This is a genomic window from Micromonospora sp. NPDC006766 (genome assembly GCF_040636055.1).
GTDB lineage: Bacteria > Actinomycetota > Actinomycetes > Mycobacteriales > Micromonosporaceae > Micromonospora.
In genome coordinates this window covers 28,756-42,641 of the sequence record NZ_JBEYIX010000017.1, presented here as the reverse complement: position 1 = coordinate 42,641, position 13,886 = coordinate 28,756, and the positions used below count along the sequence as shown (strand labels likewise).

Here is a 13,886-nt window from a genome sequence, read left to right as displayed (position 1 = left end):
CCGCTCACTCAACAACAACCACACCGCCGTCACCATCACGGCCGCCGAGACCAACGCCGAGAGACCTCCCACTACAAGGGCGGCAACCAGCACCCGGACCAGCCGCCGGTCGGCAGCTCCGGCCCACTGGTCAGCAAGTACAGCTCCAACTCGTCGGGCACGTCGAACGGCCTGCCCGACCAGCTCTGCAACGGGTTGGCCTGTCATCTCTGTTGTCCACATACGTTCACATGCGAGGCCGACGCCTAGTCGCGTCGGTGCCGTGCCTCAGCGATGCCGCGGGCGGTCAGCTCGAATCGGTGAGTGCCTCGGGCACCGTTTCGGAACTCCGCTGCTTGAACGAGCCCGGCCGCGCGCAGGGCGTAGAGGTCGGGGAGCTTGTATGGGCGTCGCCTGATCCAGACCGTGCCTCTGGTGACGTGGGTGTTCACGGGACCATCCATCGCTTCGAGAAGTTCGATCTGGCTGTCGGTCAGCGTCAACACCTGGGGTGTCTCCATTGATCAATGTTCGGGGTAGGCCAGGATGGGCGGCCGATCGTTGTTCGGTACGGCGACCGCCACAGGTGTCGCGCCGGGACGCAGCTCGGCGAGTTCCAGCATCGCGGCCTGGATGTAGGCTGCGGACACCGAAGACATCGCCCCGCCGGTCTGGCCACGCTTGGTCACCACAGAGTTGTCGTAGCCGTACGCCACAGCGAGATCGGTGTCGGCAGGCATGAATCGCTCCCGAGGCGCAGCTGCGAACCCATCGGTGTCGGTGTCCCGTACTTTGCGCTAGTCGTGTTCATACCGCGCCGCCTGCTCGAACTGTTCGCGGACGTCGAATCGCGTATGAGCCATCTGGGCCACTCGCCACGTCCTCCTGCTCGGACTGGTCAGAACACCTTCCCCGGCTCGCAACGGGCGAGCCCGCACCAGCCGGTGCCGTCGCGCTGGGCCGGGTGGCCGGCGGCACGGAGCCGGGGGATGCTCCGCTGCCGCCGGCCTTGGACCGGCTGCCGTGGCTACCCGGAGAACGGCGGCCGGTCCGGGGGTAGCTGCCGGTTTGGGCGGCTACCGGGTGAGGGTTGCGGGGAGTTGCCGGCCTCCCCATGGCCCGGTCTATGTGTGGGTTGTGAAGGGTCGGGATTCATGTGTGGTCAGGGCGTCTTGCGGGCGTGGATGGCCCGCCGTTCGTAGGAGCCGAGGATCACGCGGGGGTCGGCCATCAGGTTGACGAACCGGTCGAGGTCGGTGTTGGTGAGGTCGGGCTCGATGAGGACAGGCCGGAGCTGGTCGACCGCGTCGGCGAGCAGGCGGCATCCGGGACCGCGGCCGGTCCACGTTTCGGTGGAGGTGTGGGTGCAGATCTGGACCATGCCCTGGTCGAGGAGCAGGGTGTCGATGTCGGCCGTCCAGGTCGCCCGGCCGTCGGGGGCGATGATGTGGTAGAGCCGCTGCATGACGGTGCGGATCAGGTGGGCATCGTTCCCGTTCGGCCGGAACACTCGGGGTGGGGTGCTGGTGATGTCGGCCAGGATGAGCCAGCCGCCGGGAGACAGCCGGTCGATCATCTGTTCCAGCACGGCGGCCGGGTCGGGCAGTTCGCCGTGCAGCCACCGGGCGACGATGCGGTCGAAGCCCTCGGCCTCGCCGGGCAGGGCGTCACGGCCCAACTCCCGCTGGTAGACGTTGATCTTGGATGTTGGGTTGATGCAGCTCGTGTCCCTGTCGACCGCGCTCAGCCCGCCGGTCAGGCCGACGCGGTGGGCCAGGAGGGCGGTGATCTCGCCGGTGCCGGCGCCGATCTCCAAGACCCGGTGGACGGGCAGGATGTCGACCCTGTCCAACTCCTGCCGAATGACCGGGTCGAGCAGTTCGAGCAGCGAGGCGGGCATTGGCTGGATGGTGTCGGCGGTCGTCATCGCGGTCCTCCTTCTGATACTGAGTGTTCTCGGGGGTGCAGGGCGTTTGGGGCGGGCAGCAGGACGTGCCAGTGAAGAGGCTTGCGGCGAACTCAAATCAGGCCGTTGCGCAGCGCAGACGCCACGGCGTGGCAGCGGTTGCGCAGCTAAAATCGGTGAGCCACGGCGACGACGACGTTCTTGATCTCGCGGTCCCGGAGGCCGTTGAAGGCCACTGCGGTCCGCGTGTCGTGATGCCGCCGGCATCACGAGACACGAACGTCAGGTGATGCCGGCGGCATCACGTCGGTTGAGTTTCGGGTGCCTTCCCTCGCAGCCGAGCCATCCATCCCCTCTTTTGATCCACCGAACTCATGGGGGGATTGGCTATGCGAGCGACGCGCCACGCAGCAGCATCCACTGCGGTGCGTTGCGCGTCGAGGAGAGGCTCAGCGAGCCATCCGGCGACGACGTCTGCCAAAGGGTCCTCAACACCGGTCTTTACGCCGGAGAGCGTTTCAAGCACTGCGAGTCCGCAGTACGGCACATACTGGGGGGCGTAGCCGCCCTCATGCGCCATGACAACCCTGCCCCCACACAACCGGTCCGCAGCATCCATCAGCTTCGCAGTGAGCTCGGCGTAGGAGACGGCGCCAAGCATCTGTCGCCCAAGAGGGTCGAGCACGCTCGCGTCGAAGCCGCTGGCAACGAGGATCATGTCAGGCCGGAATTGATCAAGCGCTGGGATGACGACCTCGTCCATGGCGTACATGTAGCCGGCCGGGCCTGTGCCTGGGGGCAGAGGAACGTTGATGGCACAGCCGAAGCCGTCGCCCTCGCCTTGTTCCTCATGCGCGCCGGAGTTTGGCGGGAAGCAGTTGGCCTGGTGCAGGGAGATGGTGAGAACAGAAGGGTCGCGGTAGAAGATGCTCTGGGTACCGTTGCCGTGGTGAACATCCCAATCCAGGACGGCAACGCGTTCGACGCCGAGCTCGGCCTGTGCATGTCGGATGGCCACTGCGATGTTGTTGAAGACGCAAAAGCCCATACCAGCGTCCGCCGTGGCGTGATGGCCGGGAGGCCGGACCAGGGCGTAGCCGTTGGTCACCGCGCCCTTGACAACCGCGCTGACGAGTTCGATCACCCCTCCAGCGGCGAGCAGGGCAATTTCGTAGCTGCCACGGCCTATGGGCGAGAAGCCATCGCCTGCGTCGCCCCCCTTGGGCAAGGCGCTCTGTGACCTGATGTGCGCAAGGTGATGCGGGTTGTGTACACGCAGGATCTCCGCCTCTGTGGCGGGCCTGGGCGTGATGGACACGAGTTGAGGGAGCAGCCCCGACACCTCGATGAGCTCGTGGAGCCGCCTTTTGGTATCAGGGTGCTCGAAGTGCATCAACGGCTGGACGCCGGCGGGCGCGTGCGCGGGCGGCAAGCCGGCCGATGTGCCGGTGTCATGCCAGAGATAGAGGGAGTGGTGCACGTAGCCAGTGCGTGTTGTCACCTGGCCTCCTTACCTAGGACGAGAGGGGTGGTGCGAGGGCGATTCGACGCCGGACCTGCTGCGATTCCAGCTGCGCGTGGCCCGGACGGTCCGGCGGCCAAAGAGTCGGCGCAAGAGGCTTGATGGCCTCAGCGATGTCGGCGACGAAGGCGTCGATCTGCGCCTTGCTGATGCCGGGCATGCAGATGATGTGGCTGGTGTCGCCGTCGGTGGAGATCAGCCATTTCTTGCCTACCGGTTTGGGAGGGGTTTTGATCACGACGGTGAATGCGTGAGGGTGGCGCCAGGCGGGCCATCCGGCGGCGGTGAGCTGGTAGACGGCGTAGGCGGCGAGGGTCCGGGCTTCGCTGGCCCGCCATCGGTGCCCCTCACGCCCATGGGTGGCGATGGTGTGCCACAGCAGTGCGGCGGCCAGGCCGTTGCGGGAGCCGGTGATCGTGGTGTCGAGGGTGCCGGTGTAGGCGATGCGGGTGTCCTGGCTGCGGATGCTGTTGCGGATGAGCACCACTCCGCACGGGATCGACAGGCCGAAGAACTTGTGTCCGCTGATAGCGATGCTGCCGATGCCGCTGCTGTCATCGAGTTGTAGCCGGCCGTCGAGGGCGAGGGGGATGCCGGACAGGGCCGCGTCGACGTGCAGATGTCCCGCCATGTCGTACTCGGCGAGGACCGCGCGGATGCGGGTGGTGTCATCGATCGCCTCGGTCATGGTGGTGCCTGCCGTCGCTACCACGATGGCGGGCCAGCGGCGCCGTCGGCGGATCTGCGCGGCGAGGTCCGCATAGTCCATCTCCCCGTCCGGGCGGGCGGCGACGACCACACTCCGCGCGCCTGCGCCCAGGTCCCCTACTTCTTTGGGGATCGAGTAGTGCGCGGCGGCCGAGTAGTAGATCCGGGCCGTGGGATGACGACGGTAGGCGGCGCGCAGAGCAGCCCGGTTGCCTTCGGTGCCGCCGGTGGTGACGTAGCCCCACCGGTCGTCGGCTGGCATCGACACGGCGTCGGCGACCCAGGCGATGACTTTGCGCTCCAGCAGCCGGGTGTGGGCGACCCCGCCCTCATCGCTGGGGTCTCCGATGTTGTTCCACAACCGGTTGCCGAGCAGGGCCAGGACCTTGCGCTGGTCCAGGTCCACGGCACCGGGAAAACCGATGGTGGTCGGCACCGCGGCGTCGGCCTCGCGCACCAGCTGGTCGAGCACGGCGTCGATGTCGACCGGCTCGCGGCTGAGGTCCGCGGCCTCTTCGAGCGTCGGGTTCACGCCGGCCGCCCCGCGAGCAGGTGGGCGGCGAGGGTGTTGTGCAGCGCGACGAGCTGCCGCCACACCGCCCGGGTCTCGTCGTCGCCCTGCTCCGTGATGTTGGCCCAGGGGTTGTGGTAGCGGTAGCTGAGGCGCTCCGGGTCGGTTGTCTTGTTGCAGCGGATCCCGCTGTCGCCGACGCGGGCCTCGGGATCGCGGACAACGTGCATCGCAGTCCCATCGGTCAACACCGCGTAGCACTGGCCTTTGATGTTGAGCGTCGACATGTAGCGGCCGGCGGCAGCAGCTGCACGTACTGTGTCGGCGATCTGGTACCAGCGGCCCCGATCCGAGTCGAGGGTGCTGACCCCAACGCCGACGTACTCGGCACCTGCGGGCAAAACCCTGTCCCCGCCGTTGACCATGCAGCCCTGGGTTCCGAGAGGATTCCAGGTACGGCCAAAGACAGCGACGTTGTCCGCTGCCACCTCTGTCAAGGCGCGCAGCAGCAGTGGTAGGTCGTCGGAGTCTGGCGACTCCGGGAACGTACGGCTGGCGGTGTACAGCTTGTAGCCGTGCGGCTGGGCCTCGGCGGGTGCGGTGAAGAACAGCAGCAGGCCGTTCGGACTGAGCGCGCCGCGGCGGCCGTATGCCTGGTCGGCATGGAGCAGGTGGTCGGAGTTGGCCCGCTTGAGCCGATACGCGACCTGAATCCGTAGATCAGCCTGGCGGCGGTCGCCAGCCGTCGGCTCGTCATCGGCACGCCACGTTGCGCTTGGTGGCTGTGGTGTACTCGGAGGCGGAGGCGGAGGCGGAGGCGGGGGAACGGCGCCAGATGGTGGCCGCTGGTGCTCAGCAGGCACCCTGGCGGCCCCGTATCCCGGCGGGGGGATGTGCACCGCTTGCCCCGGCGGGCCTGCCTGTGGTGGGTAGTCCGGCTGCCGCCAGGCGGGGTCCTGAGGATCGACGCCGTAGTGCCCACCGTGAGAAGGCATGGCAGCATGCGTGCTCATCATCGCGGTCGCTCCTGTCTCAGAGAGAGATGCCCGTGAGATCGGGTACCGCGTGGGGTTTCGGAATGCCACGGCCAATCCCGGCGTAGACCTCCGGCCGCGACCGCCGCAAACTCGTCGCCCACACCCCACCCGCGATGGCCGCCACGACGAGGACCGCCGGCAACACGAACGGAGACAGCGACCCGGGCGCGGCACCCAGCAGCGAGCCGACATTGCCGACCATCGCGATCAGCAGCCCCGTTCCGCCGAACGTGCCCAGCAGCGGCGCGACCCGCCACTCCCACGCGCCCGGCCGCTCGCCACGCACGCTCGCCGATGCCCGCAACGCGGCCACCGACGCGGCCACCAGCAGGCACAGCAGGCCCATCGCCCCCAACGTCGACAACCAGGTGAACATCGCCGCCAAGGGGTCAGCGCCACCGAGCGCGAACGCGCCCACCACCACCACAGCGATACACGTCTGCATCAGCGACCCGCCACGCGGCGCGCTGACCCGAGTGCCACCATCGGCCGTCGCGAGGCCGACAGGCAGGACGCCCTCGCGGGCCATCGCGAACACGTACCTCGCGATCACGGCGTGGAACGCCAGCATCGAGGTCCCTGCACCGCCGATCAGCGCCACCTGCGCGAGGACAACCCACCAACCGCCGGCGCGCTGCAGGACCGTGAACGGCAGCCCGCCCTCCGGGTCAGCGGCCACCTTGGCGACAGCGTCCAGGCCGACCGCCAACCCCATAGCCCACGCGGCGACCGCATACATCCCGCCGAGCACGAACACTGCGGCGATAGTGGCCCGGCCGATAGACCGACGGTCGGTGGCCTCCTCAGCGAACGACGCCACGCCGTCAACGCCCATGAACGCGGCCACACAGAACGCGACCGCACCGCCAATGCCACTAACGGCCAACCCCGAGGCGTTGAAGCCATCCCACGACAGCCCACCGGCCGCCGGCTGCAAGACACCGGCCACCACGAACACCGCCACGATCAGCAACGACACCAGCAACACGACGACCAGCAGCCGGGTGGACAGCACAATCGCCCGCACACCCAACACCCCGACGATGACCAGAGCGATGCCCGCCCACACCCACCACGTACCGCCGAGATACTCGGCCATGGTCGCCCCGACCAGCCCGTACAGGCTGATCTGAATAGCGTTGTAGGCCACCAGAGCGACCAGGCCGGCCGCCACACCCCAACCACGACCCAGCCCGTGCGCCAAGATGCCGTAGTACGCCGCCGGATGCCGAACCTGACGCGCCATTGCCGTGTACCCGACCGCCAGCAGCGCCACCACCCCCGCCACCAACAGAACCGTCAGCGGCAGCGCAGTCACCCCCGTGGTCGCGTAGATCGCCACGAGCCCACCAGCGAGCACCACCATCGGCGCCGATGCCGCCGCCCCGAACACCCACAACCCGAACGTGGTCAGCGTCTGCCGCGCGAGCCCCGCCTGCACATGCGTCGAACTCACCGCAACTCCCCCCGCTTCGGCGAGTCGGGGCACGACGCCGACCGGCAGCCGTCCACCGCATGCTGCTCCACAGCGGAGGCGTTGGCCGCCACCACGTACACGGCCACCGGCCGCACCGGACCCCGCCGCCAGTAGCTCTGGTCACGGGTCAGGCTCCGCTCGGCCTCGCCCTTGTCGGACGTGAACCCGAACAGGTCGTGGCTCCCGTTCGACCATTCCCGCCGGACTGCGTAGCCCCACGCGTACTTCGACGTGGTCACGTCTCCCGCATCCGTGAGGGCGGTACCTACGGCGCCCACCGATGCCGCTAACCATCGGATCAGGCTCGGCCGTGACCGTGGTGGGGGTGGGGCGGCTGCTGTGCGGGTCAGGCTCAGCATCATTGACCTCCAGAGGGGATGAACCATGGCGATTCGGCAAAAGACAGACGGCGAAGACCGGCGGAACGTGCGGCTGTACAAGCCGGTGATGCTGGCGGCATCACGCGGGCGCGGTCAGAACCAGCGGTCGGGATGCGGGGACCGGTGATGCCGCCGGCATCACCTGGTCGGGACAGACGATCGGGGATCCGCCGCGATGGATCCGGACTCGGCGGGGAAGCGCGCTGCTGGGAAGCCCAGAGGCGCCTGCGAGCGAATCGGCGAGCACCGCAGCGAGCGCGTGCGCGTTGCCAGCGTCGGCTCGGCGCACCGTCACCGGGCGTTCAGTGACCTGCATGGTCAGCTCTCCAGTGTTCGATCATTCGGGCCCCATGAGTGCCGGCTCTGCTCGGACGCAGGAAGGTGGACGCGAGATGTAGCCGGTCCGAGGGAACGCCCGCAGCGGGCAGGCGTGATCGTGCTGCCTCGATGAGGCCCGGGGGCCCGCAAACGTAGACGGCCTGTTCAGGCCTGTGGTGGTACAGCGCCACGTCAAGAAGATGACCTTGGGAGTCCGGATCGACGTCGCTGTCGTGAGAGAACGCGAGCACGACGTCGAGCCAGTCGCGATGAGCCTGATACAGCTTGTCGAGCGCCACAGCGTCGTAGAGATCAGCCACCGTTCGTGCGCCCACGACCAGGGTTACGTGCCGCGGCCGCGCCCCACCGGCTACCTCTTCCACCAGCGCCCGCAGTGGCGCCAGGCCTGTCCCTCCTGCCGCGAGCAGAAGATCGGCCTCGCCGGCAGAGCTGAGTGACAGGCCGGCATCGATCGCAGGGCCAAGCCACAGCACCTCTCCAGGCAGGACCTGCTTCACCAGCGCGGGTGAGACAACGCCTTGGTCGACTGCGCGGACATGAAACTCAACCGTTCCGTCTGGCCGGGGCGTGTTCGCTGGCGAGTACCAGCGCCACACTCCTGGCTGACGTGGCGTGCAGACGGCGATGGCCTGCCCAGGCTGATGGCGCAGGCGCTGGTGCGGCCTCGCCGTCAACACCGTGATCCCATCGGCGGCCTGGTCGCGAGCTGCTACCTCAGCAAACGTGAATGGCGTCCCATCGCTGAGAACCTCAGATGCCCGGTGGGCGAGACGCAGGGCACGGCGGCACCCTCGCTGCCAGCCTGCGGCAAGATGCGGCTCCCATAGAGACCCGGCGAACTCTCTGACCGTGCTGACCAAAGCCGCAGCGATGACAGCGTCGTGGTACGCCTGCAAGCCGTACCGCTGGTACGCCTGGCCGAGCACGGCGAGTAGCGCACGTCGACCAGCCGGGTCGTCTCGTCGCGCGATCAGCTGCCCGAGACTCGCGAGGAACACCGGAGCCGCTGATTCCGGTAGAAATCGAACGCTGCGGTCTTGCAAATGTGCCCAGAAGTAGTCCGAGGCGCGGTTGAGCGACGCCAGGGTCACTGACCATGACAGGCCAGGCTCGATCATCGAACACACGCCCCTTCCTGCTGAGACTGCGCGCGAGTGAAGAACGCTTCCCCTGTCGTGAGCTTGGGCAAGGTGCTTGCGCCCTCGGGCAGCGCGAGAACCGGATGGTGCAGGACCCGTCCGACACGGGGGAACCAGACGGACCCTGCACCTGACCGGGGGCGCCGTGGGCTTGCAGCCTTGTCACTGCGGGCCCTATTCATGCGGTCCGCTCCGGCCCTCGTGCAGCCGACGGGACCACGGAAGGTCCGCCGCATGACGGACACCAGCGGCTGGCGCGTTTAGCCACCACGAAGCCCCCTGCGAGACCGAGAGCCAGGCCCATCACGCCGGTTGCCAAGGCGAGAACCATGTGACTCCTCTCGAACCGGTCCCGCACCAGGCAGGCCCTCTGTTCGGTTCCGCGATCAGCGACGCGACAGGGGGCTCTGATCCGAGCTAGACACTCGGCGGCTGCCGTAGCGGAGATTCAGTGACTATCGATCGCTCCCAAGGTTCATTACACTTTGAGCGCGCTCAAAAAGCAACAGCTTGCATAGCGCGTCTTTGATTAGGGCTGCCTCGGCTGAGCGGATGGCAAAAGAGCAGGTGGCTAGTGGTCTGCCCGTATGAACGGCGTTACGCATGCGTGTTTTAATTGAGCGGAGCACTCGTCCAAAATGAGCGGGAGGTGGGATGAAGTGTCGGACATGGTGGGCCCGCCGCTGTTACGCCGGTACATCGGACGCCGGCTGGAGGCGCTAAGGCGGAAGACCGGCCTGACGCAGGAGCAAGCGGCGGAACGCCTTCAGAAGGGGAGGGCCACCATTGCTCGAATGGAGGAAGGCCACGAGGGCGTCCGCTTCCGGGACGTCGACATCCGGGCGCTCCTGGAGATCTACAACGCGACCGAGGAGGACGCTGACCTCCTGCTCGCACTCACTGCCGAAACCCGCAACGGCCGGCGTAAGAGCTGGTGGCACGACTACACGGAGACCGCGCTGCCCACGTGGTTCGGCCTCTACGTCTCTCTGGAAGACAGCGCCGAGACTATCCGGCAGTACGAGTCGGAGCTGATCCCTGGCCTGCTTCAAACACCCACCTACGCCGAGCAAGTCGCCCGTGTCCCCGCCGGGTACGTGCCAGAAGAGGAGATCCAGCGGCGGGTCGAGGTCCGTGTAGAGCGACAGTCGCTGCTCACCCGACCGCGGGCACCTCACCTGCGCGTTGTCCTCAACCAGGCGGTGCTGCACCGACCCGTTGGCGGCAATCAGGCCATGGCCGAGCAGATGACTCACCTGGTGGAGATAGCGGTCAAGGCCAACGTCTCCATCCGCATCGTTCCGTTCTCGGCCGGCGTGCATGGCGGCATGGCTGCCTGCGGGCCGTTCACTCTGCTGGACTTCCCGGCTGATCAACGCGGTGAGCCGCTTGAGCCCCCGCTCGCGTACGCCGAGACGCTTACTGGTGCTATATACCTGCACAAACCCGACGAGGTCAGCGCATACCGATTGGCGTGGGCTGACCTGGAGAAACGCGCCTTGAATCAGCAGGCGTCGACAAGACTCATCCTGGATGCACAGAAGGGATACACCAGTGGCTGACCCGACCGGCGCCGTGTGGCGCAAGAGCACCCGTAGTGGCAACGGGGGCAACTGCGTCGAGGTGGCGACGAACCTGCTCAACAGCCAGGGCGTCGTCTTCGTCCGCGACAGCAAGAATCCGCAGGGCGGCCTGATCGCCGTCACTGCGGCTGGTTGGACCGCGTTCACCAGCAGCCTGCGCGACGGCACCCTCGCCCAGTAGCCGGAACCATCCCAGATCACCACCACGAACCCCAAGACCTGTTGCTCAGTAGCCGGCACGTCTTCGCGCCGGCTACTGAGCGCCTAGGCCCGCGACGACCCCTGCTGGCTGGTATCCCGGTCAGACGTTGTTCGTGATGGTGATCTTGTCGTTGGCGCAGGCGTCCGAGAGTTTCGCCTTGTACGACGAACCGTAGAGGCCGTTGATCCGCTTCACAGTCGTCCCCTTACTCTGGCCGGGACCCTTGCCGCTGGCCACGGTCACACCTGTCTTGGTGTCCCACACCTTCCAGGGCGACCCAACGCAGGCGTAGACGCGCACGTCAACGAAGTGGTAGGTCGAGTTGGCCGAGATGGAGCCGGTGGTGCAGGTCCGGTACCAACCCCAGTAGAAGTAGGGGGCGGTGCAGCTTGCGGATGAGGCCTGAGCGGGCGTCGTCGCGACGCCGAGGGTCGCGGCGACCGCCGCCGTGGTGAGCAGCAGGGCCTGCGCCGGTTTGGACTTGCGGATCGTTCCGCGCATGGATACCTCTCTTGGCCGGATGAACCTCCTAAAGGGGCCCGGGCATAAGCTCGGAAGGGGCATTGCCAGGATCCAATGGAATTGACGCGCCTCCGGCGAAATGCTCGCGCCCACCGTCAGTGTCATTCCTGCCGACCGACACCTGCCAGCTACTGTTTCTAGAGCTCAGCGCCCTTGGCGCACTTCCAGGAGCTGCACGGCAGGTAGGCCAAGTAGCAGTAGCGCTAAGTGTCATTGCTGGCGACCGTAGCCGCCTGGTTCACAGACTGGACCGATAGCGATCGTCTGCCAACGCGCCGACACTTTTTGCGATCGGGGAAAAGCATGCGTCCTGAGACAGCAACAGGCACCTGGGGAAGTTCGCGTCGGGTGCTTGCTCCGGTGAGATCGCCTGTCGCCGCAGACATGGCCCTCTGCGCGGGCGCTCAACTGGTCAGCACGATGTTGGTGGGGTGATGCCGCCGGCATCACCCCACCAGGGGCCTCGCCTGTTCGCCCGCGGTGATGCCGGCGGCATCACCTACAGAGAGCCGAACTGCCCAGGAGCATCGGTCCTCAGTTGCTCTGCGACAACATGTCAGGCGGCGCAGTCACGCGCGGTTGCGGATGCCGACGACGTTGAGGCAGGCACGGCTTCCGCGCCGTCGACCGGTTCAACCGGTACTACGATCACCATAGTGAGGCCGGGGTGCCCCAGCGGTGAGCAGGTGATGACCTCGACCCTGACCGGCGTACCCTCGCCGCGGATCCTGATTCCTCGCACAGCCTTTCCCGTATCCACGACGTTGGGCTCGTTCTCCCAGCACCACCGAGCATGCTCGTTGGCCGCAGTGACCTCGCGGATGAGCTGGGCCAGCGCCCTGTGACCGGGCTCGCGCGCATGTGCCATGCGTAGTTGTGCCAGCAGAGACGGCGCCCAATCTTCCTCCCAGCGGGCGAGCTGCCGCCGGGCCTCGGGACGGATGAAAGCCCACCGCATCAGGTTTGCGTTGCCTGGGATCAATGCTGGGAACCAGGCTTCTGCCTGTGTGTTCCGTGCTCGAACGGTGAAGGTGCTGTCAAGGATGAGGGCGGGGCACCGTTGAGCGCTCACAAGCCGACGGACTGTCCTCGATACCTCGTCTGAACGGGCGGACCGTGCGCGGCGCACCGGCTGACGGCAGACGGCAAGGCGGTAGAGCACCTCCCGTTCGGCTTCGTTAAGGTGCAGCGCCTCGGCAACCCGGTCGAGGAAGTCGTCGGAGTATCGGCCGAGACGGCCGCGCTCCAGTTCGCCGTACCAGAAGCTGGTGCTTCCCACGACCCGAGCGATGTCATCCTGGCTGACGGTCCGTCTACGTCGATGCGGATACTGAACGAAATCCGGCAGGTCATCCAGTTTCAGCCGCCTGCGCCACGCCCGCAGCAACGCGGAGAGTTCTGCTTCGGCCTTGCCGATCGGTAAGGGTCGGGTGAGCAGCCCCAACGCATTGTCGTCGGGCATCGCTATCACCTCCAGTTGACTCGATGCCGCAGACCGACCACCAAACGTGGCACCTGCGGCAGCAGCGATTCGTTGGACACGGAGTTGGGCGATCATCGAGCTCTCCAAGGCGGACCCTCGACCGGCCCCGGAACGTCGACGCACCCAAGGCCGGCCCGTGGCGCGCTCAGGGAAGATGACGGATCGACCCCCGACAGCTCAGCCGACATGCTCCACAGGAGACGCGCAGCCTCCTCATCATGCGAGTCATCGCTAGAGCGCTCGATCGCGGCCGGTCCCCGCGTGTGCAACCAGCGCCGTGGCCCGACATAGGCCCCGCCCGGCATGTCGGCGTAGGCTGCCGCGAGCGTCGGCAGCGCACCGAGCGCCGCCGACTGTGCCACAACCGCGGCGAGCAGCCGCAGGCCCACCACCGTTACGCCGGGCCCACCCCGTCGGTATGCCGACTCGATCAGCTTCGTGTCTGACCAACCTGGATGGCTTGCGATGCTCCGCGCCGCCACACCGGCCGACGTCATCCGCCGATGCAGCTCGTAGGCAAACAGCAGGTTCGCCAGCTTGCTTGCCGCGTACGCCCGAAACGCTCTGTAGAGCCTCGGGTTGGGCCAGTCGGCCGGGTCCAGCCGGGCTGCCCGGTGAGCCGTGCTGCTTACCGTGACGATCCGGGCTGCCGGAGCGGACAGCAGCCCTGGCAGCAGAAGGCCAGTCAACGCGAAATGACCCAGGTGATTGACCCCGAAGTGCACTTCGACCCCGTCAAGGGTGTCCCATCGAGGTACGCCCATCACCCCTGCGTTGTTGACCAAGACGTCGATCCGCGCATGATCGTCGAGGATCTGGTGAGCAGCCGCACGGATGGATCGCAGACTGCCCAGGTCAACCGTTACCTGCCGGACGGCCGCCCCCGGGTGCGCTGCCCGGATGGATGCCGCTGCCTCGGCCATGCGGCCCGGGTGTCGGCAGGCCAAGACCACTGTCGCGCCTCGCGCTGCCAGATGCCGCGCTGTGTGGTAACCCACGCCGCTGTTTGCGCCAGTCACGACCGCGACCCGCCCGAAGTCCATGGCGGCACCGTCAGCAGACCGACGCGCGTTCTGAACGATGGAGGCGGTCACCAGT

General features: G+C 67.1%; 14 protein-coding genes. 2 read left to right on the top strand and 12 right to left on the bottom strand.

All coding sequences use genetic code 11. From position 1 onward, the window contains the following. Nucleotides 1–245 precede the first annotated feature (245 nt). The 9 genes from ABZ671_RS16980 to ABZ671_RS16940 form a co-directional block, all read right to left on the bottom strand. The gene (locus ABZ671_RS16980) at nt 246–485 is read right to left on the bottom strand and encodes a hypothetical protein (protein WP_357858196.1); all 240 of its coding nucleotides are present in this window, start codon (nt 483–485) and stop codon (nt 246–248) included. Nucleotides 486–503: 18 nt separating this feature from the next. After that, nucleotides 504–719: a hypothetical protein gene (locus ABZ671_RS16975; protein ID WP_357858193.1), complete on the bottom strand. Its 216-nt coding sequence runs from the start codon at nt 717–719 to the stop codon at nt 504–506. A gap of 422 nt (nt 720–1,141) precedes the next feature. Beyond that, nucleotides 1,142–1,906 (bottom strand): class I SAM-dependent methyltransferase, encoded by a 765-nt coding sequence (locus tag ABZ671_RS16970; protein WP_357858190.1) that lies wholly within the window; start codon nt 1,904–1,906, stop codon nt 1,142–1,144. A 280-nt stretch (nt 1,907–2,186) separates the two neighbouring features. Further along, nucleotides 2,187–3,386: a class II histone deacetylase gene (locus ABZ671_RS16965; protein WP_357858187.1), complete on the bottom strand. Its 1,200-nt coding sequence runs from the start codon at nt 3,384–3,386 to the stop codon at nt 2,187–2,189. A gap of 13 nt (nt 3,387–3,399) precedes the next feature. Next, the gene (locus ABZ671_RS16960) at nt 3,400–4,647 is read right to left on the bottom strand and encodes a histidine decarboxylase (RefSeq protein ID WP_357858184.1); all 1,248 of its coding nucleotides are present in this window, start codon (nt 4,645–4,647) and stop codon (nt 3,400–3,402) included. Next, nucleotides 4,644–5,489, bottom strand: a complete 846-nt coding sequence (locus ABZ671_RS16955; RefSeq protein WP_357858181.1) for a hypothetical protein — start codon at nt 5,487–5,489, stop codon at nt 4,644–4,646. The genes ABZ671_RS16960 and ABZ671_RS16955 overlap by 4 nt, the downstream gene beginning before the upstream one ends. Before the next feature lie 169 nt (nt 5,490–5,658). Then, the gene (locus ABZ671_RS16950; RefSeq protein WP_357858347.1) at nt 5,659–7,104 is read right to left on the bottom strand and encodes an APC family permease; all 1,446 of its coding nucleotides are present in this window, start codon (nt 7,102–7,104) and stop codon (nt 5,659–5,661) included. Between the two features lie 11 nt (nt 7,105–7,115). Further along, on the bottom strand, nt 7,116–7,379 hold the full coding sequence (locus ABZ671_RS16945) for a hypothetical protein (RefSeq protein ID WP_357858178.1): 264 nt from the start codon (nt 7,377–7,379) through the stop codon (nt 7,116–7,118). Between the two features lie 443 nt (nt 7,380–7,822). After that, nucleotides 7,823–8,977 (bottom strand): FAD-binding oxidoreductase, encoded by a 1,155-nt coding sequence (locus ABZ671_RS16940; RefSeq protein WP_357858175.1) that lies wholly within the window; start codon nt 8,975–8,977, stop codon nt 7,823–7,825. 689 nt (nt 8,978–9,666) lie between these two features. On the opposite strand from ABZ671_RS16940, the gene ABZ671_RS16935 reads away from it, so the two are divergent. Then, nucleotides 9,667–10,560, top strand: coding sequence for a helix-turn-helix transcriptional regulator (locus ABZ671_RS16935; protein ID WP_357858344.1), 894 nt, complete (start codon nt 9,667–9,669; stop codon nt 10,558–10,560). Then, nucleotides 10,553–10,762: a DUF397 domain-containing protein gene (locus ABZ671_RS16930; protein WP_357858172.1), complete on the top strand. Its 210-nt coding sequence runs from the start codon at nt 10,553–10,555 to the stop codon at nt 10,760–10,762. The genes ABZ671_RS16935 and ABZ671_RS16930 overlap by 8 nt, the downstream gene beginning before the upstream one ends. Nucleotides 10,763–10,882: 120 nt before the next feature. On the opposite strand, the gene ABZ671_RS16925 is transcribed toward ABZ671_RS16930, so the two are convergent. From ABZ671_RS16925 to ABZ671_RS16915, 3 genes are all read right to left on the bottom strand, one after another. Then, complete coding sequence (locus tag ABZ671_RS16925) at nt 10,883–11,284, bottom strand: hypothetical protein (RefSeq protein WP_357858169.1); 402 nt, start codon at nt 11,282–11,284, stop codon at nt 10,883–10,885. Nucleotides 11,285–11,861: 577 nt separating this feature from the next. Further along, complete coding sequence (locus tag ABZ671_RS16920) at nt 11,862–12,767, bottom strand: helix-turn-helix transcriptional regulator (protein ID WP_357858166.1); 906 nt, start codon at nt 12,765–12,767, stop codon at nt 11,862–11,864. A gap of 92 nt (nt 12,768–12,859) precedes the next feature. Further along, nucleotides 12,860–13,882: an oxidoreductase gene (locus ABZ671_RS16915; RefSeq protein ID WP_357858163.1), complete on the bottom strand. Its 1,023-nt coding sequence runs from the start codon at nt 13,880–13,882 to the stop codon at nt 12,860–12,862. Nucleotides 13,883–13,886: the final 4 nt, after the last annotated feature.

Coding starts and splice junctions, on each gene's coding strand:
- ABZ671_RS16975 (WP_357858193.1), bottom strand. CDS start 719: ATGCCTGCCGACACCGATCTCGCTGTGGCGTACGGCTACGACAACTCT.
- ABZ671_RS16970 (WP_357858190.1), bottom strand. CDS start 1,906: ATGACGACCGCCGACACCATCCAGCCAATGCCCGCCTCGCTGCTCGAA.
- ABZ671_RS16940 (WP_357858175.1), bottom strand. CDS start 8,977: ATGATCGAGCCTGGCCTGTCATGGTCAGTGACCCTGGCGTCGCTCAAC.
- ABZ671_RS16935 (WP_357858344.1), top strand. CDS start 9,667: ATGGTGGGCCCGCCGCTGTTACGCCGGTACATCGGACGCCGGCTGGAG.
- ABZ671_RS16925 (WP_357858169.1), bottom strand. CDS start 11,284: ATGCGCGGAACGATCCGCAAGTCCAAACCGGCGCAGGCCCTGCTGCTC.
- ABZ671_RS16920 (WP_357858166.1), bottom strand. CDS start 12,767: ATGCCCGACGACAATGCGTTGGGGCTGCTCACCCGACCCTTACCGATC.